The 25,575-nt window shown below is 50.9% G+C and carries 23 protein-coding genes and 2 pseudogenes; 3 read left to right on the plus strand and 22 right to left on the minus strand.

Annotated elements, in window-relative coordinates; genetic code table 11:
• Positions 1 to 52: 52 nt before the first annotated feature.
• The 22 genes and pseudogenes from SGLY_RS00145 to SGLY_RS17725 form a co-directional block, all read right to left on the minus strand.
• Positions 53 to 448 (minus strand): arsenate reductase ArsC, encoded by a 396-nt coding sequence (locus tag SGLY_RS00145; RefSeq protein WP_013623274.1) that lies wholly within the window; start codon positions 446 to 448, stop codon positions 53 to 55.
• Between the two features lie 10 nt (positions 449 to 458).
• Positions 459 to 2,195 carry an arsenical pump-driving ATPase gene (gene arsA / locus SGLY_RS00150; protein ID WP_013623275.1) on the minus strand — a complete coding sequence of 579 codons (1,737 nt, stop codon included), beginning with the start codon at positions 2,193 to 2,195 and terminating at the stop codon, positions 459 to 461.
• A pseudogene (gene arsD, locus SGLY_RS17715) lies at positions 2,196 to 2,567 on the minus strand (arsenite efflux transporter metallochaperone ArsD). It abuts the gene before it with no gap.
• Between the two features lie 99 nt (positions 2,568 to 2,666).
• Positions 2,667 to 2,771: pseudogene (locus tag SGLY_RS18475) on the minus strand ((2Fe-2S)-binding protein); the annotation flags it as partial.
• Positions 2,772 to 3,824 (minus strand): ACR3 family arsenite efflux transporter, encoded by a 1,053-nt coding sequence (gene arsB / locus SGLY_RS00160; RefSeq protein WP_013623276.1) that lies wholly within the window; start codon positions 3,822 to 3,824, stop codon positions 2,772 to 2,774. It lies immediately after the preceding pseudogene.
• Positions 3,821 to 4,366 carry a DUF2703 domain-containing protein gene (locus SGLY_RS00165; RefSeq protein WP_013623277.1) on the minus strand — a complete coding sequence of 182 codons (546 nt, stop codon included), beginning with the start codon at positions 4,364 to 4,366 and terminating at the stop codon, positions 3,821 to 3,823. The genes arsB and SGLY_RS00165 overlap by 4 nt, the downstream gene beginning before the upstream one ends.
• Positions 4,359 to 4,694 (minus strand): ArsR/SmtB family transcription factor, encoded by a 336-nt coding sequence (locus tag SGLY_RS00170; RefSeq protein ID WP_013623278.1) that lies wholly within the window; start codon positions 4,692 to 4,694, stop codon positions 4,359 to 4,361. Before SGLY_RS00170 ends, SGLY_RS00165 begins: the two co-directional genes overlap by 8 nt.
• Positions 4,695 to 5,184: 490 nt before the next feature.
• A complete protein-coding gene (locus SGLY_RS00180) occupies positions 5,185 to 5,451 on the minus strand; it encodes a helix-turn-helix domain-containing protein (protein WP_013623279.1) in 267 nt (88 codons plus the stop codon).
• Between the two features lie 11 nt (positions 5,452 to 5,462).
• Entirely contained in the window at positions 5,463 to 7,286 is a 1,824-nt protein-coding gene (locus tag SGLY_RS00185; RefSeq protein ID WP_013623280.1) for a VirD4-like conjugal transfer protein, CD1115 family, read from the minus strand.
• A 66-nt stretch (positions 7,287 to 7,352) separates the two neighbouring features.
• Positions 7,353 to 8,654 carry a DUF3991 and toprim domain-containing protein gene (locus SGLY_RS00190; RefSeq protein ID WP_242822963.1) on the minus strand — a complete coding sequence of 434 codons (1,302 nt, stop codon included), beginning with the start codon at positions 8,652 to 8,654 and terminating at the stop codon, positions 7,353 to 7,355.
• Between the two features lie 263 nt (positions 8,655 to 8,917).
• Positions 8,918 to 11,794, minus strand: coding sequence for a MobP3 family relaxase (gene mobP3, locus SGLY_RS00195; RefSeq protein ID WP_013623282.1), 2,877 nt, complete (start codon positions 11,792 to 11,794; stop codon positions 8,918 to 8,920).
• Entirely contained in the window at positions 11,794 to 12,210 is a 417-nt protein-coding gene (locus SGLY_RS00200) for a hypothetical protein (RefSeq protein WP_013623283.1), read from the minus strand. Before SGLY_RS00200 ends, mobP3 begins: the two co-directional genes overlap by 1 nt.
• A gap of 400 nt (positions 12,211 to 12,610) precedes the next feature.
• Complete coding sequence (locus tag SGLY_RS00205) at positions 12,611 to 12,883, minus strand: hypothetical protein (RefSeq protein WP_013623284.1); 273 nt, start codon at positions 12,881 to 12,883, stop codon at positions 12,611 to 12,613.
• Positions 12,880 to 13,140: a DUF6103 family protein gene (locus tag SGLY_RS00210; RefSeq protein WP_013623285.1), complete on the minus strand. Its 261-nt coding sequence runs from the start codon at positions 13,138 to 13,140 to the stop codon at positions 12,880 to 12,882. The genes SGLY_RS00205 and SGLY_RS00210 overlap by 4 nt, the downstream gene beginning before the upstream one ends.
• Before the next feature lie 69 nt (positions 13,141 to 13,209).
• Entirely contained in the window at positions 13,210 to 14,700 is a 1,491-nt protein-coding gene (locus SGLY_RS00215; RefSeq protein WP_333782980.1) for a peptidoglycan DD-metalloendopeptidase family protein, read from the minus strand.
• A gap of 22 nt (positions 14,701 to 14,722) precedes the next feature.
• Positions 14,723 to 15,226 (minus strand): gamma-glutamylcyclotransferase family protein, encoded by a 504-nt coding sequence (locus SGLY_RS00220; RefSeq protein ID WP_013623287.1) that lies wholly within the window; start codon positions 15,224 to 15,226, stop codon positions 14,723 to 14,725.
• 10 nt (positions 15,227 to 15,236) lie between these two features.
• A complete protein-coding gene (locus tag SGLY_RS00225; RefSeq protein ID WP_013623288.1) occupies positions 15,237 to 16,274 on the minus strand; it encodes an amidoligase family protein in 1,038 nt (345 codons plus the stop codon).
• 13 nt (positions 16,275 to 16,287) lie between these two features.
• Positions 16,288 to 16,767, minus strand: coding sequence for a hypothetical protein (locus SGLY_RS00230; protein WP_135659050.1), 480 nt, complete (start codon positions 16,765 to 16,767; stop codon positions 16,288 to 16,290).
• A gap of 20 nt (positions 16,768 to 16,787) precedes the next feature.
• Positions 16,788 to 18,617 (minus strand): VirB4 family type IV secretion system protein, encoded by a 1,830-nt coding sequence (locus SGLY_RS00235; RefSeq protein ID WP_013623290.1) that lies wholly within the window; start codon positions 18,615 to 18,617, stop codon positions 16,788 to 16,790.
• 82 nt (positions 18,618 to 18,699) lie between these two features.
• A complete protein-coding gene (locus SGLY_RS00240; RefSeq protein ID WP_013623291.1) occupies positions 18,700 to 19,287 on the minus strand; it encodes a hypothetical protein in 588 nt (195 codons plus the stop codon).
• Between the two features lie 2 nt (positions 19,288 to 19,289).
• Positions 19,290 to 19,547, minus strand: a complete 258-nt coding sequence (locus SGLY_RS00245; protein ID WP_013623292.1) for a hypothetical protein — start codon at positions 19,545 to 19,547, stop codon at positions 19,290 to 19,292.
• Positions 19,523 to 21,634, minus strand: coding sequence for a DNA cytosine methyltransferase (locus tag SGLY_RS17725; protein ID WP_264373166.1), 2,112 nt, complete (start codon positions 21,632 to 21,634; stop codon positions 19,523 to 19,525). The genes SGLY_RS00245 and SGLY_RS17725 overlap by 25 nt, the downstream gene beginning before the upstream one ends.
• 248 nt (positions 21,635 to 21,882) lie before the next feature.
• On the opposite strand from SGLY_RS17725, the gene SGLY_RS16885 reads away from it, so the two are divergent.
• Genes SGLY_RS16885 through SGLY_RS00265 form a run of 3 tightly spaced genes read left to right on the plus strand, consistent with a single transcriptional unit; the run spans position 21,883 to position 25,479 of the window.
• Complete coding sequence (locus tag SGLY_RS16885) at positions 21,883 to 23,496, plus strand: tyrosine-type recombinase/integrase (protein WP_013623294.1); 1,614 nt, start codon at positions 21,883 to 21,885, stop codon at positions 23,494 to 23,496.
• The gene (locus SGLY_RS00260) at positions 23,493 to 24,461 is read left to right on the plus strand and encodes a tyrosine-type recombinase/integrase (RefSeq protein WP_013623295.1); all 969 of its coding nucleotides are present in this window, start codon (positions 23,493 to 23,495) and stop codon (positions 24,459 to 24,461) included. Before SGLY_RS16885 ends, SGLY_RS00260 begins: the two co-directional genes overlap by 4 nt.
• Complete coding sequence (locus SGLY_RS00265) at positions 24,454 to 25,479, plus strand: site-specific integrase (RefSeq protein ID WP_013623296.1); 1,026 nt, start codon at positions 24,454 to 24,456, stop codon at positions 25,477 to 25,479. Before SGLY_RS00260 ends, SGLY_RS00265 begins: the two co-directional genes overlap by 8 nt.
• Positions 25,480 to 25,575 lie beyond the last annotated feature (96 nt).

Here is a 25,575-nt window from a genome sequence, read left to right on the forward strand (position 1 = left end):
TGACTTTAATTGGCTTTTTTGAATTTAGCATTTACAGCCAATGATTTTACTACTAAAGAACCCCCACAAAATTTTTTAGCTCAAGCATTTTTTGCTCAATCTGTTTTATAACCTGAATAAATTCCTCGTCGCTTTTGCCCGTTGGATCATCCAGCCTCCAATCTTCGCGGTGTTTACAGGGCAGATACGGACACTCGACATTGCAGCCCATTGTAACGACAATATCAACAGGCGGGATTTCGGACAAGAGTTTGCTGCGCTGTGTCGCTTCCATGTCAATGCCATAAAGTTGTTTCATCAGCCGCACGGCATCCTGATTGATTTGCAGCTTCGTTTCCGTTCCCGCCGAATAGCTTTCAAAAGCGTCGCCGGCAAGATGCCGTCCCAGCGCCTCTGCAATCTGGCTGCGACAAGAATTATGAACACAAATAAATGCAACTTTTATCATTTTTACCTCCTTACAGCGCCAGCAGACTGTCGCCCTTGATTTCCTCTGCGCTCCACGCGATCAGGGCAAATTTGCCACCGGCGTGTTCGTCGATGAGGTTGAGCCATTCCACTTCGCCAGCCGCCTTTGACACCAGCATAGGATTGGTGGTGTTCGTGCCATAAAGGGATTGATTGACCACCCACCATTTGGCGGCGATGCCCGCCCGTTTCAGATCGTCCTCCAAGCGGTGCGCCTCATAAACAGGGGTCGCTTCCGGCAGGGTCACAATCAGTACCTCGGTTTCCTCGGATTTCAGCCTCGGCAACAGCTGCGCCACCGATTCGGGGATTTCGCCCTTGGTACGCTGAATTTCATGGTTATAGCTTTGTGTGGATTCCAACAAAAGCAGGGTATGCCCTGTGGGGGCGGTGTCAATTACCACCACCTGATCGTCAGCTTTTTCGACGATCTCGGCGAAGGCGCGGAATACGGCGATCTCCTGTGTGCAGGGCGAACGTAGATCTTCCTCGACATAAGCAATATCCTCATCGCCCATGCCGGACGCGCGGGCTTTGAAAAGCACCTCGGACTGATACTTTTTCAATTCCTCGGCTTCGTCGATATGGCTCATGGACACGCCGCCAGTTTCATCCAGCACAAACTTCAGGTGCGCGGCGGGATCGGTGGTAGTGAGGTGGACTTTCTTTCCGCGCTTCGCAAGCCCCAGCGCAACGGCGGCGGCGACGGTGGTCTTACCCACACCACCTTTGCCCATCGTGAAAATAACACGTTTGCCCTCCATCGCTAACTCATCTATCACATCGTTCAGCGCAGGAATATGCGTGGCATTTAGCGTTTGCACGGGAGCAGTAAAATAATCGGTGTTCAGCAAGGCGCGGATATTTTCCAGCCCTGTGACATTGTAAGCTCGCAGAGGAACGCTATGGATTGGAAGCGCCCTCAGACTTTCCGGCATCGCGGCAAGTGCAGACTGCTGTTTTTCGTACAGACTGGAAGATAGATCATCGTTATGTTCCATCAATATTCCGTTGACAACCAGCATTTGATTGTCGACGCCCAGCGCGGACAATTCGCCGGAAGCACGTTCCGCTTCCTTGAACGGCGCGGTTTCCGAGCGGGTGACAAGGAGTAGCGTGGTCAGGCTTCCGTCGGCCAGTGTTTCCACGGCTTGCTTGTAAATGGCTTTCTTGCTCTCCAAGCCGGAGAGTTGACCGAGGCAAGATGCACCGTGGGTGCTTTCACTGATGAAATTACTCCAAGCGGACGGAAGCTGAAGCATCCGCAGGGTGTGTCCAGTAGGGGCGGTATCAAAAATAATATGGTCGTATTCCTGCTGAACCTTACCGTCCGTAATGAAATTGGAAAACTCATTGAATGCCGCAATTTCTATGGTGCAGGAGCCAGAAAGCTGCTCCTCCATATTCGTGATGACAGATGCGGGCAGCTTGCCGCGATAAGGCGCGATCACGCTTTCCCGGTACTCAGCCGCCGCTTGTATGGGGTCAAGGTTCGCTACCACTAAATTCGGCACATCGGAGATGGGCACTCCTTTGTTTGTCAGTTCCATCGAAAAGACATCCTGTAAATTGGAAGCAGGGTCGGTGCTGATAAGCAGCACCTTTTTCCCACTGTCCGCAAGGGAGACGGCGGTGGCACAGGCAACGCTGGTTTTACCAACGCCGCCCTTGCCGGTATAAAAAAGATACTTTGTCAGTTTGATACTGCCGGGATCGAATTGATTCATTTAACAGCAACCTCCCTTGCAACAGCCTCCGCCGGACTCGGATTTTTTCTGCTTGCCCAGCACATTTTCAGGAAGGTCGAGCAGCTTTGTGAATTCTTCATTGGTGGGATACCGACCTGTGATGACAATTTTGCCATCGAGCATCACAGCGGGCAGTCCCTCTGTGCCTTTCTCATTAATATAGGCATTGATGGTCTGGTCGGTGATAAACTCTGCCGGTGCGCTGCCCTAGTTAAAACGTTCAACAATAACGCCATGTTTTTTCAGTGTTTCCAGTACCGTGGACATACGCAGCAGTTCAGGGTCAACACCCAAGCCGCAAAGCCCGGTCGGGCAACACATGGCGGGTTCAAAGATTTTCATTTTTTTCATAATAATTTTCTCCCTATATTTATTAAAAGTTTTCACAATATCTGAGTAACAGCAAATTCCCTTCGGATTATTTACAGCGCAATTACTGTTTTGCATGGCTCCGGTAATCTTAATAACATCATCTACATTTTTTGCACCTTTTTCTGTAATTGCTTTCATGATATCTGCTTCTTTGACTTTGTTGCAATAGCATATATACACCATTTAAACCTCCTTTAGAAACCAGTGGTGGGTCTTATTAATAAAGCGTACTAGCAAAAGCATAACGGGGACTTCGGTCAATACGCCCACCGTACAAGCAAGCACAACCGGCGAATTTGGACCGAAAAGGGCAATTGCTACCGCTACAGAAAGTTCGAAGAAGTCCGAGGCTGCAATCAGAGAAGCCGGAGCCGCAATATTGTGTGGTTGCTTTGTCCACTTGCATATCAAGTAGGTAAAGTTGGCGGAGATTACGTTTTGCAGAACCAGCGGTACTGCGATCAGCAAAACGAACAGAGGCTGTTCCAAAATAATGTCACCTTGGAAGGAAAAAATGATAATCAAGGTGAGCAGCAACCCCAAGGTCGTGATGCCGTCAAACTTGGGGAGAAATCTTTCGTTGAAATACTCTATGCCTTTTTTCTGTATCATCAGAAAGCGCGTAAGTGCGCCGCCAGCCAGCGGAACGACAACGAATAATACGATGGAAAAGAAGAGCGTATCCCAAGGAATCGTAACGCCGTTTACTCCCAACAAGATTTGTACCAATGGCACAAACAATACGAGAATCAAGAGGTCATTGACCGAAACCTGTACAAGGGTATGCGCCGGATCGCCTTTGGTCAGATGACTCCATACAAACACCATCGCCGTGCAGGGTGCTACGCCCAGCAATACTGCGCCTGTTACGAAGTCCTGTGCCAAATCCGCTGGGATGAAGGCTTGAAAGATAACTTTGAAAAACAGGGTTGCTAACCCGAACATGAGGAAGGGCTTGATGAGCCAGCTGCTACCGCTGGAAATAAGGATGCCTGAAGGATTTTTCCTCACATTCTTGATAGACTGGAAATCAATCTTCATCATCATGGGGAAAATCATAATCCAAATGAGTACGGCAATCGGGAGGTTCTGCCCGGCGTATTGAAATCCTTCCAAGACATCTGGAATGCCGGGCAGGAATTTTCCGACAAGGATTCCAGCCGCCATGCACAGCAGCACCCACACGGTTAGATATTTTTCAAAAAAGCCAATACCTTTATTTTTTTCTTGGCTCATATCACATCACCGCCCTTTCCCTGACGTTCCGTTTCATCCTTGTGTGTCTTGGCTATAAAGTATGTTTCCAGATTTTCTGGAAGCCAATAGGCTTCACGCTCCGGCTCGCCCTGATTGGGGTTATACACTTCCCGTAGAATGGCATCCACGATCAATTCCTTCGGAGGGGATGTATATTCGACTCCGTTATATACCCATACACGGCAATCTACGGTATCACCGCAATGTTCTCCACAGTCCTCGCAGACTGATTCCCGCGATTCCACGGCAATATCGTTTCCGTTCACACGGATGGTCGGTGAGCTGACCAAATGATACTGTATCGCCAACTCTCTCGTTGTGATGTTCACTTCATTTACCTTGACTTCATATCCTGACGCATTCAGCACCACGGCTACGCCGGAAACTGCGTCGTCCAGAGCTTTTTCCGTATCCTGGCACCTGCCGCAAACGGTCGTGTCCAGATAAAGAAAATCAATGTTTATTGACTTTTTCGGCTCTGGCTGGCAGCAATTTTCAGAAGAACAACAACATTTACTCATTTTCGTTACACCCCTTACAACAATTTGTTTTATCTCTGCAAATACAATTTTCTTTATCGGATGTGATCGCCCAGAAAAACTGCTTTGTTTTGCCGATGGCATCATCATCCAAAGAATAATACGTCCATTTGCCTTCTGCCCGTGCCTTGACAAGTCCGCATTCGCAGAGGAGTTTCATGTGATGGGACAGCGTGGATTGGGACATTTCAAACTTCTCTAAAATCTCGCAGGCACAAAGTTCTCCACAGGAGAGCATATCCACAATCATGGCTCTTTTGGGATCGCCCAATGCTTTGAACACTTTTGTGTTCTCTAAGTAATAGTTCATACCAACACCTCAAATCTAAATACTTTGATATGTTATATTATATGTTTCAAATCGAAATTCGTCAATGTGAAGTCATGATTTTTTATAGAAAGTTTTTTCGCACATCAAGGATAGCTTTCAATCACTTTATCAATAGCAAAAGAGCCTCTGAGAGAGACTCTTATTCGTTTACTGCCATTTTTCTTTTGAGGTGGTGTGCTTTTTGATCATTTACCTCCACCATTTCGCTAATCATTTCAATCTGTTCCGGTATCAAATGTTTAAACTGCTTTCCGAGCTGCTCCACGCTGTCAGGTATCACGGGATGTTCCAGAAGATCTCCAAAATGTTACATAAAAACATAGTAAGATACACCTTGTTCTTTTTCTGTGATAATATCTTCTTAGAGTGAGAGATTCCGGTGGGTTCACCACGAACCGCACCTCGGTCCAGCAAAAAAACGGAGTACCCCCTTGGCGGGAACTCTGTCTTTTCGCTTTGCCGCATCCTGCTATTTTCTTAAAATAAGTCTGTTGCTGGTATTGCTCCCATTCTCCCGGAAGCGAGGCTCCTTTTCAATGAGTCCCGCCCTCACCAGATCATGTAAGGCACGCTTGACGGTGCTGCGGGAAAGCTGCAGATCGGAAGCAATGGTCTTTACCGCAGGCCAGCAGTCCTTTCCTTTTCCTGCCCGGTCACAAATATATATATAAACAGCCCTCGCCCGATGGGGAATCTCATCGGGCGAAGCGGTATAAATGTGGTTGAAGTAGCTCATGGGAACCTCCTTTACGTTTTGAGTACATTACGGCGGCGCATGGTGTTTTCAGATGGTTCTGCTACCGGGGTATGAAGGGTTCCTGTTCTGGACGGCGGCTCCAATATCTCCCCGGTTTCTTCGTCCACCATAAGGCAGGCCGTGTGCTTGCGGACGATATTTTCCTCCAGCATCTGCTTATCGGCATAGACCACTTTTCGATGAGCTTTTTCCTCCATGGTGTAAGCCTCTCCGAAACGGATGCCCCATTCAAGGAACAGCCGCAGCTTTGTCCTCATGGGATGGGTGCCGGTTTTCATCACGACAAAGCTGCCCTTTGGAATGGATTTCAATTCGTCCGGTGTCATGAGAGGGCGCTCCATCATCTGCAAGGATTGGCTGGGGTCATTCTTACCACGACTCACGCTGCCGCTCATGATCGTGCGGCTGCCCAATGCTTTACTCAGCACTTCGGCGGTCTGGCTGTTGGGGGCAAAGCCGCCAAAGATGGTGTCCTGGCAATTGTCCACGATTATTTCTGAACCCTCTTTGCCGTAATTCTTTTCGAGCTGGCCGAAGGACTGTATGATTGGTACCATAGAAAGCCGGCGAGAGCGTGAGGCGCTGAAAATTAATTCGAGCGATTCGATGGCTGGAAGCGTTCCGAGCTCATCGCAGTAAAACATTACTCGGTTTTTCAGCTTGCCTCCGTTTTCATCCGCAACCGCAAGGATTTCCCTGTAGAGCTGTTGGATCATAAGGCTGACCATAAAGTATTTGGTCAAATCTTCTTCTGGTAATACGATGAACAGAGCGGATTTTTCGTTACAGAATTTCTCCGCATCAATGGATGTTTCAAAACACAGAATCTGTTCCATTTCGGAGTCGAGAAAGGCATTCAAACGGGATAGCACAGTGGAAAGTACCGACGCCATAGCCTGCTCCGCGGAATTTAGGGCTGCTCCTGCAAACCAGCGGGCCTTGTGGTCGGATGGCAATTTATCCATTAATAGCTGAAACTGACTTTTCCCCTTTACCTTGCTGGGCACGAGTAAGTCCTGAACCAATTTGAACACGCTGATGATATGGCGGCAGTCCACCTTTTTCCCATCTACCTCAGTGGGGGGCAAATACTCGGCAATCAGCAGAATCACTGAGGACAGGAGTCCTTCTGCGGCATCATAAAAAAACTGATTCTGTCCGTAATTCTCGTTGCTGGCGTTGATGATGGTTTTGGAGATAATCTTGGCGTATTTTTCTGCTTTTGCCTTTGCCACAATGTTGTTTTCATCGGCAAGGTACTGATCCATGTAGGTGTTCACCAGATGGAGCATATTGTTGCCGTCCGAGCGGGTGGGGTTTCTTAGGTCGATGACCGCCACATGGTAGCCGTAGTGGTTGCGGGCGATAGTTCCATAGTTTCTATACAGGTCGCCCTTGGTGTCGGTGGTCAGGAAGCTCATGCCGGAGGCACAGGCATATTCCAGGTTGGGGTATAAAAAGTATGCAGTTTTCCCCACGCCAGAGGCACCGATCATGAGACAGTGGACATCGTCAGTATCCACCATTGCCGTAACTTTATTTTTTGCACCTACGCTTCCGAGAATGATTCCCTGCTCGGCGGCAGTAGGGAGGCATTGTCCTTGCCTCCACAGCTCCGGCTGAAAGGGGATGTGCTTATAGGTATTTTTGATTTCCTGTTTTGATGCGAACCGTGCCGTACCATGCTGGCCATCACCTACCGTGCGGGACTTGATTCCGTTTAGGGTATAATAGTGAGCCAAAAGGGAAAGACCGCCGATGACACAAAACATCACGGCGGCCGCTGCAATTAAAATATAGACCTGAGACGGCATAATAGTATCCTCCTTCTTCTGAATTCATTTAGAATGTCAGAAGCGGGGATGGAGTTATTGCCGGGATTACATAGACAGTTTCATTTCCTGGGTCTGCTCCATCTTTTGCCGGTATTTCTCCAGCAGGATCGCTCCTTTGAGGCCGTGGGAGGCAATGCGTTCATAGCACTCTGCCAGCTTTTCCTTTTCACCGGCGGTCACCACACGCTCAAAGCCCTGCAGAGCCATGATATCGGATTCCAGTAAATCCAGCCGGGTTTTCAGATGTCCGCGGTTTTCATAAGTCCTGAAACCACTATGCAGGCGGCTTTGCACCGTGGAGAGATTCCGGCTGTGATCCATCTGCCGATACTCCCTCGCAGCAGCAGCCATGGAGAGGCGACACATTTCCCTCAGACATTCATCCACCCCTGAAAATTGTCCCCAATGCAGATGGGATCGGGCTTTTACGAGCAGGGCTGACAGGGTGTTGGCGGAACAGTTGGATTTCACAGTCATTGACGTTTCGGTAAGCTCCCGGCATATTTCATCCCGGATTAAATGCTGGGGATGTTCCTCAGCAGGGATTGCCGGTAATCCGTGATTTGCCTTGATATCCTCGTTCCAGTCCTTGTGTATGGACAAATCCCTATCACATGAAACACACTTTTCTATGAGCAGATCGTGATATTTCTCCGAGGCTTCGATCCCCGCCTCGTCATGATCCAGACACAGAACCACATGGTTTAGGTTCGGATGCAGCTCCAGCATCTTCAGCATGGCGTATTCGGAAACACCGCAGAGCGCCACATAGCTGTGGTTCCGCCAGTCGTTGGGATGCAGGGTGATGTAAGACAGCAAGTCGATGGGAGCCTCAAACACATAGAGGTGGTTACTTGTGCCGATGTGGTGGAAGCTGTATGCCGGATCGCAGCTATCCACATTTCCTTTGAAGCCGGTTCCCTCGGTATAGAGCCCTCGTTTATGGGCATGGCGGGGAACTCCGTTTTCATCGTATCCCACAAAGACCGCATTGTGGTATTCCTTCATGCTGTCCTTAGATTTTTCACAGCTCTCATACAGGAGCTTCGCCTTGGCAAAGTAACTGACCACTTCACGGTCGATGAGCCGGGTTTTCACCAAGTACGCATAGACGCGGCGCATATCGCTGTGGGGATTCGGAAGGGCAAAGGGCTGTTTCGCCTCCTGTTTCTTTTGTGAGGCGGGTCGATAGACTTCGCCCTGCTCACCGCCCAGCAGCATGGTTACAGCCTCAGGAAAGGTGAGGCCATAGAACTGTCGCACGAAGTCAATGGCATACCCGCCGCTCTCTGCAGAGTGATCGTACCACTCGTTTCCCCGGACGGTAATGCTGTGGTCGGACGCCAACCGCTTATCCCGGCCGCTGGGGATTAGCTTCTCACCGCGCCGATGGAGAAAATCCACGAGGTCTACATTGTTGGCACGGTATTTCTGGTCATCTGTAAAATGCACATATACACCCATGATCCCCCTCCTATTTATGGCGAGTGCCGATTCTATGAAAAAAAGCCGCCCTTTTTACAGGACGGCAATAGGTCTGGAGCGATTTCTCTTTGATCGGCGGCTGCTCAATTTTCTTTTTCTGTTTCTTCACGGTTATCCTCCAATCGTTATAATGACATGGTCTGTTCGTGGTCATCCCTCGCATGGCCCTGCGCCTGCTTTTTCTCACGGAGCTTGCGGAGGAGCTTACGGTCGGTTCTCTGGCCGGGTGGTTTCAGCGGTGGGGCGTTGTCTGCAAAAACACGGCTCATGTGATGCAGGAGCCGTGTTCCCGCCAGCAGAACGGAGGGGTCTTTGAAATCATCTATATGGGCGAGGAAAAATTGGGCGTAAATGTTGCCCTGTGCTGCCGAGAGGGTAAACCAGCGGACGGCAGTTTCTTTGTCTTTGGGGACATCTTTTCCCATCAGATACAGCTTGCCGAGGGTGTACTGCGCATACTGATTTCCCTGTTCTGCGGCAGCCGTCAGAAATTGCAGGGCAGTCTGAATATCCTTTGGCACATCCTCGCCCATAAGGTAAATCTTGCCCAGCCGGTACTGTGCAAATTGATTGCCCTGACCGGCAGACCGTTTTAGGTATTCCAGAGCTTTGGGAACATCCTTCGGAACATCCTCCCCCTTGAAGTAGAGGACGCCGAGGGCATATTCAGCAAATTGGTTCTTTCTGTCGGCGGCAAAGGTCATCCAGCGAATGGCGGACTCCACATCCTTCAGTACGCCCTCACCGCCGAGGTACAGCTTGCCGAGCCGGTATGCGGCGAAGTCATTATCCTGTCCTGCGGAAAGGGTATAAAGCCGTATTGCCTCTGCGATATTCTGCGGAACGTGCTGTCCCTTTTCATAGAGCTTGCCGAGAAAATATGCGGCATAGGGATTCTCAGCCTCCACCGCTTTTTTGAGGTAGCCGAGGGCTTTCTCCACATCCTGCTGTGGTGCTTTTTCATCGGAGAGGATAAGCTTGGCAAGCTGGTGGTAGGCAAAGGGGTTTCCCACGAATGCCGCTTTTTCAAAGTATTCCTTTGCCCTGGCTTCATCCTTGTCGGTACCCACACCATTCAGAAGCATCCAGCCCAAACGGTACTGGAGCTTATCATCATGGCCCTGTTCCTCCAGGGAAACAAAACCGAGAAAGGCTTCCTTGAAACGACGGTCAGAGTCCTGCTGATTTTTTACACAGCCAATTCCGTCCCTCAGCATTTTACCAAGTTCAAAACTGGCATAGGGGAAGCTCTGGTCTGCCGAGCGGGTGTAGAGGGCAAAGGCAGATTCATGATCCTGATCCACACCTTTGCCATGGTAATACAGGCCGCCAAGAGAATACTGTGCGTACTTGTAATTCTCATCCGCAGACAGGGTGAGCCAATCCGCCGCCTGCAGATAGTCCTGCTCTGTGCCAAGTCCGGCGGCATACATTTTGCCGATACGGTACTCGGTGTACTTCCAAGGTTTTTCTTCCTCGGCAGCATGGAAAACAGCAAGGGCCTTTTCGTACCAGCGGTATGCTTCATCGGCGTCCGCTTCGCAGCCAAGACCATCCGCAGACATTCTGCCCAGGTCACATAAGGCGAGAGGGTTATCTGCCTCCGCTTCCATGAGGAAGAGTTCATGGGCTTTTTCAAAATCCTGCAAAATTCCGGCATCCTCATCGCCATATAAATATTGCTTTGCCTGTTTGTAGCCATCCGTCCACCATGAGTCGGAGGATTCCTTATCGGCAGAGGCTTCATCGCTGGAGGACCGTTCCCCGGAATCATCTGCCGGTTCCTGATCTTCTTCATCCGCCATGTCAGAGGAGGGCATCTCCAGATCATCCTCCGACTCCGGCAGGGCTGTTTCCACAGATGCCGGTTCCTCAAAGGTCATGCTCCCAATCAGCAATGCTTCTTGAATGACCATGTTGCGGATGGGCTTAAAATCATCACAGCGGGAAAGGGGCGGCGGCTCTGACGGTGTTTCGGTGTAGATGGATTCGATCCTGCCCCTGACCTCCCACCACAGGCGATAGGCTTCTGCGATACGGCTGTCCTTGGCAAGCTCATCCACGATTTCATCCACCACATTTTTCAGGTCTGCTTTGAGATAGCCATACTGTTTTTTACCGGAGGTGTTTTGCAGGCGCTCAGCAAGGTGTGTAATGAGCTGCTCCATGCGGCCGCTCTGTAAAACGCCGCCTTTCATCTGACGGATCATCTCCCTCATGGACTCGGCCGCCTGTTCCTTCAGGTCATCCCGCCGCTGCGTCTTTTCTCCGTAGAGCGGAATGAGCTCCTGACGAAAAATCTCATTTGCCAGAGAGGACTTCATTTTTTTGATGCCCTGTTTCGTAAGATAGCCCTCTCTTGGGTCGGTGCTATAGCAGACCATGTGAATATGCGGATGGTGCGATTCATTGTGAAAGGCGGCATACCATTTCAGATGGTCAGGATGGATTTTCATGTTCTCCGCAATTTCCACAGCCTTTTCAGAAAGCAGAGCCTTCCATGCAAGTACATTGTCATATCCCATCTGTGCGGCATCCTCACGCCGGAGAGAAATAATCGGAGTCCACACATTTCCGGTGTGGTTGGCTACTTCATCAGCGACCTGTGATAAAACTAGCGGATCGTCACCGGCTGTGAATAAGCCATGGCTGTCAAACTTTTCGACACGGGGACGGTTTGCGATGTAGTCCAGATATTTTTCCCGGCCGCTGATTTTATCAAGATGCCGTTCCAATGCGATGGTGATGAATTCGGAGGCGTTTCCCCGGTTGGAATTTTCGAGGTAATCCTCATATTCAAACAGTTCCTTGGCATCGGGAAACTCCCGGAGTATCTGTGCAATCAAATCCTTTTGTTTTTTGGTGGAGTGCCAGAGCTTATGACCACTTTCCATTTTTTCTACGCCGTCGCGGGTGGCAATGTATTTGACGAGGTTGCTTAAATGGGCAGCAGTCTTTTCCCCGCCTTTGAGGTAGGGGCACTTGAGAATGATGCGGGCCATTATTCTTCCGTCTCAGGGCTGCTCTGGAAATCCACCGCATCGTCCAGACGGATTTTCCCTCTGGTCCGTTTTACCTCGGCAACGCATCGGCCGCGGAGCCGGTGCAGTTCCTCATCGGTAATCTCCAGCGTAGTTGCCAGCAGATGCATCATCATGCTGATTTCCACAGAAAGCCGAAACAGATTGTTTGCCACCCGGTTTTCGGTCTTTTGCAATGTGCCCTGGATGGATACAAGCAGAGCCTTGGAGAGATAGGAGGAGATGTCCTCCGTCCCAAGGTAGCCCATGTAGAAGCTGAGTGCCTTTTCAATAAACTCGCTGCGGCTCTTGCAGTTATCCTTTGACAGCCAGCCGTCCAGCCGTTCCATTGTTTCGGGGTACAGCCAGACCGCTGTTCGTTCCTTGTTATTTTTCATGTGAAATCCGACCTTTCATGGGTGTCCACCTGTGAGGTGACCGTGTAAATTCCTTTGTTTTCTTGCCTTTTCTAAAATCCCGACCACCCTGACCGTGACAAATCCGGAATCCGACCACCTCATGGGAAAGTGCGAAAAACGCCCAGCACTGCTGGGCGAAATGGTTGGCAGGAGGGCGCTTGCGACCACCCGCCTTTATCCTGCTCTTTTTTCGACCGTAGAGGCCGCATGAGGGTTCTGTATGCTTTGGCTGAGAAGCGGGGTTCTTACAGCTCTGCACAAAGCCCTCAAAATCGGTTGTATTCGGTTTGGCGGGTAAACCTGTCACCCAGCCCCGCAAAAGCCCACACAGGGGCGAACAGGGGGCAACGCTGGGTGACGGGGGCAGTAGGGCGGTACGCTACTTCATCTCCATGCCAGAATAACCTTGGGTAGGCTCAGATTGGCAAAGTTCTGTTTCTCTTAGGCTGAAAGAGGAAAGCGGATAGAACTCCCGGTCAAACTCGCCCAAGCCGTGCTGTTTCAGAAATTCATCATTGCTGGCATTGATGCCGAGATCCTCTTTGCCGTATGAGTCAGTGCAGGCGTATATTTCCTCTATGCTGCCGTCCTCCATTCGGAGAAACATTCCGGCCTTAATCTCATTGCCGTGCTTATCAAAATACTGCATCATTGCTCATCCGCCTGCCTCGGCTCTGCGGTCTGCCTGATTTTTTCTTTCTGTTTTTTAGACAAAGTGCTTGCCGGGGTTTCGATATCGGCACTTTCATCGATGTATTCCCGCACATTGGCAGGGACGAATTTTTCATAAAGGCGCTGGAGCTGGTCGCAAAGCTCCTGCTCCAAGTCCGCATCTTTCTTCTCCATATAGCGTTTGACCGCTCGGAGTTTTTCGGCATCCATTTGTACGGTGATGGCTTCTTTTTTCATATTGAGTGTCCTCCCTTGAATTTTTTATTGGTATCAATGCCGCAAAACAGAAAGAAAAAACCAGCCTGTTTACGGCAAATAGTTTCTCGGATTCTTCTGCGCACCGTTCACTCTCACCTCAAAGTGCAGATGATTTCCGGTGCTTCGCCCTGTGGAACCTACCTTTGCAACGGTTTCTCCGGCCTTTACCGTCTGCCCCTCACGGACGAGGATTTGAGAGCAGTGTCCGTATAAAGTGACCATTCCATTCCCATGGTCAATGGTCAGATAGTAGCCGTAGCCGGTGTTTCCGTAGACCACAGTTTTCACTGTCCCCGCCTTTGCCGAGCGGATGGCAGTTCCTTTGGAGGCGCCAAGGTCAAGGCCGGTATGTCCCGCCCATTCCCCTGTGAGGGGGTCTGTCCTGCCACCAAATTCCGAGGTCACCATGGAACGCCAGCCGCTGCCGAGGGGAGAAATAAAGCCATCGGCAGAAGATTTTTGTGCCTCGGCGTAGGGTCTGCCGTACAGAACCTGATTGCCGGAATCGAATAAGTCCCGGTAGACGACCTGTCCTCTGGAGGAGGAAGCGTCAACCACTTTGCCGTCACCGGCGTAGATTCCCACATGGGTGATGTTCATGAAACGGCCGTTAGGTTTATGGCTCCAGAACACCAAATCACCGGGAGCAAGACTTGATTTTGGAATGGTCAGCCCATTGTCCACGCAGTATTTTCCCTGCGCCGCAGCCGTGCCGGGAAGATTTACCCCCAGCTTTTTGTACACCCACCGCACAAGATAGCTGCAGTCGGTGTAGCTTCCTTGTCCACGCAGCTCTTGGGAGTAGGGATCACCGAGGCGGGAAAGGCCGAGGCGGACAGCTTCAGCTCCCACCTCACCCACAGGCAAGTCAGAAAAGAAACCGTCAAGCTGGTCTGGAGTCCAACCCTCCCACATGGTGAAATCATCATCCTCGGCCGGAGCTCCGATACCGTATAAGGCACGGTAATAGATTTCATTGGCGTTTGCCTGATCCTCATAGGTAATAGCTCTGCCTAACAATGTCCTGATGTTGTTGTAGATGGCAGGCAGAGAGGTAATGGGAACAGCCACGGTATAAGTTTCCTCCGAGGTTGTTCCGTCATCATTTTCCACGGTGCGGGTGCGTTCCTCGTAGGTCACAAAACAGTCCACATATTTCCGGTGTTCCAGCCGGGAGGGGGACTCAGCGCCGAAAAACAGAGAATAAAAAATAGCCTTGACCCGGTAATCGTCAAGGCTGTTGCCGTCCTCCATCTGCGAATTCACTGTGGCGATGGCTCCGTCTATGAGGGTAAAGCTGCGACGCATATCCCCGATGTATTCCCTGTAATCCGCGGGCATACTCCCCGGTATCACACCGCCATGGAAGCACAGCTCCACGGCGGTGTTGTTGTGGTTGGTGGTTCCGGAGAGCAGGGAGCAGACCAGCACGATGATTAAAATAAGCGGCGACAGGATGGCGGCAATGGTCCAGCCGATGGTCTTTCGGGTGCGTTCATCCGAAAGAGCGGCAGCGGCGGCTTTTGCAACAGCCGTAATGGTAGCGGGATCTGCCATGCCATCACCACCATTTCTGGCTGCCAAAACCGAACAGGTTCTGCTGTTCCGGCTCCGGTTCGCTTTCCATGAGCTGCTCGGTATAATCTATCGCCTGCTCCAAAACAGCGGTATCAAAGCCCGCAGTTTTGTAACCGTCATGGATGGTATTGTAATAATAGTCGGAGGGATAGCCCAGGCGATGCCCCGGCGTCATAACGTAGACCATGGCTGAAACAGTCTTGCCGTCCAACGGGAGGTCCATGGTTTCCTTGTCGTAAAATCTGGGAAAGCCTTCATAAATATCGAGGGCAGTCTCATCTTTCGGCGTGATCTTCCACAGCAAAACAGGAACAGAAGAACCCTCGCAAGGCTCAATGGTAGCCACCGCACCGTGCCTGCCGCCCCGAAACACAAGGGCATAATCCTTTATCTCGGAAGCCCCGACCACCTTGGCGGTGGGGCATCTCCCAGCCATCTGCGGCAGATTGAGGTTGCTGCCATAGGCAATATACAGTTTGTTTTTCATACGATCTCCTTTACATTGACATAGTAAAAGCGGAGGACTGTTCATCCTCCGCTTCCAATACAGTTTCCGGCACAGCTTCTTCCGGCGGTGTCTGCTCCTGCGACCGCTCCGCTTCACGCTTTTGCCGCAGCCGTTCTTTTTGCCTTTCTGCCTGTGCCGGGTCTTTCCATGCGATGCAGCCCTCCAAGTGATCCAGCAGATGCTTACGGGCCGTTTTAAATTCATCCCCAATCATACCGAGGCGCAAAAGCCACACCCGAAAGGTATATTTTTCATTGGTGGACTGTGTTTTTGTCGGGCTTGCCGACCGCTGGTTGAGCGCCTGTGCGGTCATGGCGAGGCAGAACTGCACATATGCTTTGACTTTTCCGGCATGGAGGTCCCCATTGAAAGCACGGAATTCCACCGTGCCTTTCTGGAACACGCTGTGCAGATTGAGACAGTGGTAGCGGCTATCGTGATAATGCTCCCGGCTGCCATCGCTGCCGTTGTACCAGATACGCTTCAGTTGGTCGAGGGTAGTGGGTTTCTGCCGGTTGATCCGCTCTAAAAAGGCAGAGTCAATCTTTTGGCAGTAGTTGGTTTCCCTGCCTCTTGAAACCTTTAATGCCTTATAGATCATATCCTCCTTGGCCGCCATGATGTTGACCAAGTTGCGGAGTTTGGGGGCATCAAAGGGGGCGGCATTGATGTGGATATGGATACCGCAGGAGGAATTCACAAATGCCCCGGCTTCCCGGAGCTTGCGCATCAATTCCTGCACAGTTTCGATATCCTGGTACTGGCAGATGGGGCTGACCATCTCTACGCTGTAGCTCCTGTCGGCGCTTACTTTTCTGCGGCCGTCTTTCTTCTGACAGTCAATACTGCCGTCACTCATGACCCTCCATTTTCGCCGCTGGCTGTCACAGGCATAATAGGCATCGTAGAAGCTGCCTTCATATTCCTTTGTCGTGCCGAAATGTTCTGCAATCACCTCGGCGGCACGGCTTCGTGTAATCCCAGTCATTTCAATTTCAATCCCGAAATTCTGACCTTGTATCTCCATTTACCCACCGCCTTTACCACATCCTGTGCTGCAGGGTAAGGTCTTTTTCCTGTGACAGTCCCGCTGTTTCCGCAGCAGAGTTGATGAATCCGCACAGCCGTTCCCTGCGCCAGGTATCAATCAGGTACCGTCCGCATTCCTCATTGAGAGCATTGATTTTCAAGACTGTATCCCGCACACACTCCGAGATAGCGGCAGGATCACCCTCTGCGGATACGAGATCATCGATGTACTCATCCAGAATCTTTCCCATGAGGGACACATCATCCGGCGTATAATGGTAGCCCCCGGCGTAAGGGTTGGGGTATTCCTTTCCGTCCATGCAGCACCGGAGATGCTCCAAAATAGCAGGGCGTTCTTCGTGATCCGCTTTTTGGTACTTCTCCATAAAAGCTAATATATCCGCTTCCCGGTTCGGAGTGTAGCGGATAAAAGACAGCATATCATCGAGGATACCCGCCTTGTTTTCTTTCTGATTTTGAACTCTGTCCATGACTTTTTCTCCCTTCTTCATTATCTGCCACCCGCCTTTCCGAACAGCTTTTCCTTGTAGGCAGGGGCATGGACCGCAAGGTTATACCGCTCTATGCCGCATTTGTAGAGGCACACACCACGCTGGGGGAAGCGGATTAGGTTGTATTCGGATTCCTCTAACTGGAGGCTGTCGATATAAAACTGTTTGTCAATGTTCCCTGCATTAAAGAGGAAAGCGTGAGTAGGAATGGAGAACAGCGGTTTTGTCAGCTCCCTGATGCCCTCTATATTGAAGTCCTCCAAATTCTGAGAAGCCAGAATTATCGCCGACTCCTTTTTTCTGACACGCTTCATGAAATTTCGGATATACTCAATCGCAGTCAGATTGGTCAGGAACAGATACAGCTCATCAATTGATGCGGCGGTATTTCCCCCGGTCAAGAGCTTGTCGCTCATAAAGGAAAGCACATTGAACAGCAGGGCGTTTTTCACATTCCGGCTGGCTTGCAGCAATCCTTTTACTCCGAACACAATAAAGCGGTGGTCGGTCACGTTGGTGTGGCCGTTGAAGAATTTACTTTCGGCTCCCATACACATGGAGTGGAGCCCCAGCAGGATTTCCTGCAGCAATTCCTGCGGGTAGAGCTGATAGTTACTTTTGTCATATCCCCTAAACTCATCGTCAATGAGAGCATAAAGGTCAGATAAGACAGGATAGTCTGTGGTGGCAAGGCTTCTGAAATCAGTGCGGTCGCTGATGCCAAATTTTTCGTACAGCTTGCCCAGCATGATTTCTATGGCGTCGATGTGGCGGTCGGAAAAATCTTTATAACAGCGGAAAAAATCCTTAAGAAAGGAAATGTGTTGACTGAGCTTGGTGGACTGGCGGAATGCCTGGGGTGCGTCGGTGTCCTCCGGGCTGCCTCCTTCATCCCATGTTTTAGGCTCCAGAGGATTGATACGGTATTGCCCGCTCATCAAGTCGATGAAACAGCCGAGGTTCTCTGCGAGGTCAACATATTCATGTTCAGGATCAAGGCACAGGACGGACTTACCCGATTCGAGGATGTTACAGAGGATGAGCTTGAGGAGATAGCTCTTGCCCTGACCGGAGTTACCGAGGATTAAAATGTTCGCATTCGTCTTGTCATCGTCACGCTTATCGAAGTCCACAATGATATTTGAACCAAATTTATCACGGCCAAGATAGAAGCCGTGGGGATCGGTCTTGCCACTGTAATTGAACGGATAGAGGTTTGCCACCGAGCTGGCGGGTAAAACCCGTTCAAATTGGCTGCCGAACACATTCCGTCCCGCAGGGCCGACCGACAGAAAGCCCTCCCGCTGGCGCAGTATCAGCCGGTCTACATTGAGTTTTGAGCGGACCAGCTCAGTCAAGACGTCGGTCTGGAGGAGCTTTAAATCGTCCAAATTGTTCGCTGTCAGCTCAATAAAAACAGCGCAGTGGAGGAGCGGCTCACGGTTTCGGTGCATGGAGGACACCAGTGTGACCACATCCTGCAAATTGCTTTCGGCGGTGACTGTCTGCTGGAGATCGTTGGTGCTGCTCTTATCCATGCGGTTTTTATTGGCTGCGTTATGGATGATTCTCTTTTCCTCTGCCGCCGTTACCTGTCTGGTGTAGATACGCAGGGTCACACCGTCCTTTTCCCCAAGATGACGCAGGATGGCCTGCTCATCGGTTGCGGTAGGGTACTCACGGAGAGCCCAGACACACCGATAGGTGTTGCCGCATATAAAATGGTCCGTATTGAACTTGATGATGCCCGGTGCGATCATGTCAAGAAAATCCTTGATTTTCGACTCTGCCGCCCCAGCATCAGCCTTTGTTTTTTTGATTTTAGGCATGAAAAAATACCTCCTGTCCAGCCGTGGGAGGTTCCATGCCTTTTGGCCGCAAGGTACCTCCCTACGGCCTATTGAATTTTACTTATTCTCCGAGAATCACCCAGCGCTCGCCGTCATAATCCTCATACATCTTAGTAGTGACATTTTGCTCATAGTAGACTCCAAGCAGACGCTTGGTATCGGCTTCACCGGCTCTGCGCGCAGTAAAGCCCTGATCCTTGAGGCTCTTTTCGATACGGGAGAGGTAGGGGCCTACGTCCTTTTCTTTTTCTCCACGCAGGCGGATGATGATTAAAAATTCCCGCGCTGTTGCCATCTGCACTTGCATACGGTCAAGGGCGGTCATGTCCTGTGCCAGCAGCTTTCGGATGACAGGATTCTGCTCGGCATCCATCCTGGCTTTCAGATAGCTCTTGTTGCCCTCAAAGTTTTCACGGCTGTTAAGGCACAGCATTTCAATATCCGAGATGCCTTTCAGCACATTCATAAGAGCATAAATCCTTGCCCCGATGCTGGAATCGGACAGGACGCTGATGTTGGTGGGTTTAACCATAAAAAACACCAGCTCACCATGGGGAGTCACAAGGCTGTGGCCTGTGATGTCCTCGATGCCGATGAGCTGGCGGGTGGAGGCTTTCTCCCTTGCCTCCTGTTTCCTTTTTCTGTTCATATTCATGCCCTCCATTCATAGGATTGTTGCTTGCCGAAGAAGAAAGCGGCGGCATAGCGGATAAAATCGAGGATACTCACGTCCTCAAAACGTATGGATAAAAAGGCATAGAGCGCCGTCAGGACGATGGGCGGCAGCCAGCCGAGCTGGGAAAGGGCAAAGACAGAAATCAGACATCCGACGCCGATGATTCCAATATCCCGTAGCTCCCATAGCCACAGGGTAGCCTTTGACTTTAAGTTGTCGGGGTAGATATACATGGGGGTGATTCCTCCTGTTCCTCATGGATTATTCGCAAAAAATAAGCGATGCCACGGAGGACAAAGTCCACGCACGGTATCGCCACGCTGTTTCCAAGTGCCTTGTATCTGGCACTGTCCGATGCTCCCGGTATCAACGTCCAGCCATCAGGAAAGCCCTGGAGCCGCTCACATTCCAGAGGAGTAAGTCTGCGGATGAGGTTGCGTCCATTCTCTTTTACAAGATTTTCGCTTCCGCCTCCGTTGTCGCCACCCTGGGCACGCAGAGTGGTACAGCCCTCCGCATAGTTGCCATATTGTGATTGGCCGAATACTTCAGGCTGACAAATGAGATCGGTGGCATCCTTATGCTGCCTTGCACTTTGTGTGGCAACCACATCATTTTCGGAAAATTCATCGCTCCGCTGTCGGCTGAATACCGCATGGCGGTCGCTGGTGGTAATGGTATAGCTGATGTCCGGCTGACAGCCCAATCCGTTGCCGCCGTTCTCCGGCTCCCGGTCAATGGTGTTGCCAGCAATGCAGATGGTTTCCTGCAAAATAGCACTTCCCACGAGCGGTACATTATTGCCGCCGGTACCATAGGTCGAGGTGACGGTAGGGGCTACCTCCAACGGTCCGTTATATCTGCAATCCTTGGCATGGTTATCAAACAGCACCGGCTGGTTGTTTCCGCTCATGCCTGCGCTGGCAGTGATGGTTGGGCAGATGCCGACGCCGATTTCTGCGCCTCCCTGCTGGGTCGCCATGACCAGCGGCTGGTGACCATGCTCCTGGGCGCGGAGCGTACCTGTGATGTCCTCCGTGCAGTGCATCTGGCTGCCGCCTTGATCGTTTAAGCAAAGCACGGATGGAGCAGTACCGGTTTTAATAGTGGGCGAACACTCTGACTGATAACCGATTCCTCTGGCCTCTGCGCTGGCATTGCCGCAGAATCCTGCGGTAAGCACACAGGGATAGCCCTGTCCGGCCTGACCGCCGCCGCTGGTGATGGAGGTATGAACCTCCGGCGTGAGAAAACAATCGCCGTCACCTTTGCTGATAACTCCTGCCGCAAATAGAAGTCCTGCCGGGTTTCTTCCGCCGCCCCCGTCCGCTCCGGCAAGAGTGGGCGCCACACCCTCCGGCGTGAACACACGGCTTTGCTGGGTATCCCATCCGTTTAGACAGTTCGGCTGGGATATAAGGGGAGGATGACCTCCCATGTCTGCACGGAGCGTAGGGGTTACTTCCTCGGTGATATCCATTCGTTCTCCGCCATGGTCGTTTAAGCAGACCAATGGCTGCTGGGTGACAAAGGTCTGCATCTGCATATTGCGGGTTGCCAGCAGAGCGCCTGATATGCCGTCAAGATCAATCACCTCGTCCCGTTGGTTGACATGAAAAGCGCTGATTTTTTCAGCATCCGCCACAAAAGTCTGCTGTTTCATGCCGGGGCTGGCACCCAAGGCTCCGGCTACATCCTGGAGGTTCCGCACTTCATCACGCTGGTTGGCGGCAAAGGCTATCGCTGTTTTTTCCTCTGTCTGGATATACCCATGCCCGCCGCCTTCGCCGCCATAAAGAGAGGGCCATGTTCCAGTTTCCTCAAAGATGCGGCGGCTCTGCACATCCCATGGGGTCAGGCAAGCTCCGCCTGTATCGTCAGTGCCTCCTTGAGCTGGGGCGGCAGCTCCTTGCCCCTGGCTTCCGCTCTCCGCAATATCCCCAAACAGGCCGTCTTGCTTAAATAGTATTTCGGGTGCGGTTGTGCCTCCAAAATCTGCGACAAGGAAGATGCGACGGCGACGCTGGGCGACTCCCCAGAATTGAGCGTCCATGACACGCCAAGCCAAGCTGAATTCAGTTCCCAATATGACAGCCCCAGCAGATTCCCAGCGCCCGGACTCAGGTCGAGGCACATCACAGGCACTGTACTTAATGCGGACGATCTCCTCGATGACCGCCCTGAAATCCTCGCCGTCTGCGGAGCTAAAGGCTCCGGGGACATTCTCCCAAACGAGGTATCGAGGTCGAATAAAGTGAGCTGGTACGTTTCGCTGCTCATCGGCTTTTCTCATCTCCTTTGCAATCCGTGTCTGCTCCATAAATAGACCAGAGCGTTCTCCGGCAAGTCCGGCACGCTGCCCAGCCACACTCAGGTCCTGGTTATTCCGAATTCGGGATAACCAGGATTATGCCGAGAAAATAGTTATCCCGAAGTTTAAGCCGTTGCCCTTGTAAATAAAGGGGTTGTGGTCAAAAACTTCGGGATAATAGAATTGTGTTCATCGTTTAATTGCATAATAGAAAAGGCAGGTTTCATCTGACTATCTGAAAATGCGAGGTAAAACAAATGGACACATTTAATTTGAAAGTGGCCGCCGAGCAGTCTCTAAGGCTACTGGAGAGGAGCGGCGCAAGCGCGAAAACAGTTAAAGGGTATCGAGTTACAGGTTTTGGTGCAATTATTCGCCATTTCACCCGACAGGGTGTTATGGATGTGAACGCCGAAATGCTTGACGCTTTTGTGCTGGAACAGCGCGAACATTTTGAACAGGGTGAGTTTTCCGAATGGAAATGGCGGCTGGTCCGGCGTGGGAGTGAATTACTCAAACACTTTGCACAGACCGGTACAGCGGAGTTGACCGGACTCCGCCCTTGGAATCCTATTTTGAGAAAACCGCGCCAAAGTGTTGAACTGGACATGCCAACACCTGAACAACTGACCGACCCCGACGATCTTTTCGCACTGATTTGGCGAGTGAAGCAAGAGCTTCTCAAAGCGGGGCTGACGAAACGGACAGTGCGGCATTATACGGTCGAAGGAATGACAATCATCTTGCGCAGGCATACAGAGCAAGGACTGGCACACTATTCTGAATCACTGTCATCCGACATAGTGGCGGAAATACGAAGCAAATATGAGCAAGGTCTTACCTCACGGGTTTCATACCAGAACCTGCGCAAAGCGAGTTACCTTCTGGCTGAAATGTACCGAACCGGGGGCATTACTTTCTGCAAGATTCCAGATTGGGGGCAGCGCGAACCGGCTCCCGAATTTTCAGCCTTGCTTCTCCATTTCTGTGACAATGCTAACCGTACCGGCATACTTGCGGGCAGCACGGTCAAGACGGCTCGAAGCGCCATACGCACCTTTTTCTTTGAACTGGAAGCGCGTGGCAGGATATCCTTTGACGGCATCACTTTGGCAGAGGTCAGCGACACCATAACCCATATGGCAACCCGATATACCAGCGGTCTGCACTCGGCCATCTTTTCCGTGCGGATATTTCTCCTGCATTTGTATGAAAACAATTTCACACCGGAGAACCTCAGCCTTGCGGTTCCTGAGATGGTCGCACGCAGAACTGTATTCCGAGAGGGTTTTACCGGCGACGAAACAGCGTGCCTGCTGGATGAACCAGATTTAGCAACGGCTGTCGGTAAGCGTGATTACGCCATGATGCTTTTGTCCGCCCAAACCGGCCTGCGCGCCTGTGATGTTGTAAATCTCAAACGGGAGGACATTGACTGGCGGGCCCGGGAGATTCGCATTGTTCAGCAGAAAACGAGAAAGCCGCTGAGTCTTCCTCTTGAACCTGAAAGCGGCAACGCAATTGCAGACTATCTGCTCCATGCCCGCCCAGAAAGTGATTTGCCGTATATTTTCCTGTGTCACACCGGCGCTCTGCGCCCCATTAACAACCGCAGCGCCAGCGCCCTTGTGACAAAGTACCTGCACCGCGCAAAAATTGCTTCAGATATTCCCCACCGGGGGTTCCATAGTTTCCGACGGGCGTTTGGAACCCGGTTGCTGCAAAACGAGATACCGCTTGAATTGCTTCGACAACTTTTGGGGCATTCAAAGATTGATTCGGCGAAACCGTATCTCTCCGTAGATGAGCAAGGCCTGAAAACCTGCGCTCTGGGGCTTGTGCCTTGCGAGAAGGTTGGTGATTTGGCATGACATACACGTTTGAAAGCCTTTTTGACAAGCGTCTGTGCGGGTTTGTACAGCAAAAGAATGCCGTCGGATTTCCGTATAACGAATCGTTACGACTGCTGCGCGATTTCGACCGGTTCTGCCTTGACAGGTTCCCCTCTGAAACCGCTTTGACTAAAGAGATATGCTTGGCTTGGGCTGTCCGAAAGAATACGGAGGGCAACAATACTTTTCGCAATCGCTTAATGCCGGTCAGGGAATTTGCTCGTTACCTAAACCGTTGCGGGGAACCGGCCTTTGTGCTCCATCCCAATTTCGCAAAGAAAGGTCAGCGGCACATCCCACACATTTACAGCGAGGAAGAAATCGCTGAACTATGGGATGTTTTAGACCATCTGCGGCCGCGCAAGGGCTATCCTATCCGCCATTTTGTTCTTCCAACGCTTGTCCGGCTATTGTATTGCTGTGGCCTGCGCCCCTGCGAGGCCCGAAAACTCCGGACTGCCGATGTGGATTTGGAAAAGGGACGCTTGGAGATTATGGAAAGTAAGGGTCACAAAAGCCGCATTGTGATGATAGCGGATGATGTTGTTGAAATGTGCAGGCGATATGATGAAATTGTTTCACGGCTTATGCCGGGACGTGAGCTGTTCTTTCCCAATTCCGATGGAAATCTGTACACCAAAGAGTGGCTGGAAAAGACATTTCGCATTGCTAAAGCCAAAGCAGGAATCGGAGCATCCGGTGAGCATTCCCCCAGACTTTATGACTTCCGGCACACATTCGCGACGCACCGTCTGTACCAGTGGATGCGTGATGGCAAGGACGTAACCGCCATGCTGCCGTATCTAAGCGCGTATATGGGCCACACGCAGTTAAGCGACACATATTACTATATCCACTTGGTTCCGGGCCTGTTTGAAAAAATGGCGGGGTTTGACTATTCAGCGTCAGAACATCTTTTGCCGGAGGTGGAGTGCGATGAATGATTTTTTTAATACCATCAGAAGTTTTCTGTTGGAGTATCTGCCCAACCAAAGATGCTTTAGCGAAAATACGGTTCGATCCTACCGCCAGGCGCTGAATCTATTCATTTTGTATTTGCGGACGGAACAAAGGATGTCCGTTAAGCAAATACGATTTGATGCCATGAACAGAGAAATGATTTTGAATTTTCTTGATTGGCTGGAAAATGACCGGCACTGCGGCGTCAATACCCGAAACCAACGGCTTATGGTATTGCGCTCATTTTTTAATTACGCCGGGGAGCTCGACTGCACGCAGATTGCATTAAGCGTAACCGTCCAGAATATTCCGATTAAAACTCCGCAAAGCAAGGTGGTAGAGTATCTGTCGGAAACAGCGTTGGAGGTTTTACTGAAACAGCCATATCCGACAAAACGAACCGGGTTGCGCAACCTGTTTTTTATGGTGCTGATGTATGATACAGCCGCGCGTTGCGGTGAACTTTTGGACATGAAGGTTCGTGATCTGCGCGTTAAGGTTCAGCATCCCATTGCCTATTTGCACGGCAAAGGAAACAAGACCCGCACGGTACCTTTGCTTACCGGAACAGTTCAGCATTGTGAGCGATATTTGCGTACATTCCATACCAATGAACCGGCGGACAGTGAAAAACCTTTATTCTACACCGTTATTCATGGAATACAGCAGCCTATGTCCGCAGATACGGTGGCGCTGTTTCTGAAAAAATACGGAGATTTGGCTTGCCGTGCCTGCCCGGAGGTCCCGCCACATATCCATGCGCATATGCTCAGGCATACCAGAGCAATGCACCTGTACCACCAAGGAATGCCGATGATGTTGCTTTCTGAATATCTCGGTCATGCCAGTGAAGAAACAACCAAAGTATATGCTTACGCAGATACCGAAATGAAGCGCGCGGCGATTAACAAAGCTGAGATCGTTCGAGGTAACGCTCCGCCACCCGTGCCGGTTTGGGTTGACGATGAGGACATGATTCTCAAATTATCTGGCTTAATCTAATGAAATACCCAATATTGTTATCCCGAAGTTTTTGACCACAACCCCTTTATTTACAAGGCAATGGCTTAAACTTCGGGATAACTATTTTCTCGGCAT

Origin of the sequence: Syntrophobotulus glycolicus DSM 8271, from assembly GCF_000190635.1 — a bacterium.
In the GTDB taxonomy this organism is placed as follows: Bacteria; Bacillota; Desulfitobacteriia; order Desulfitobacteriales; family Syntrophobotulaceae; genus Syntrophobotulus; species Syntrophobotulus glycolicus.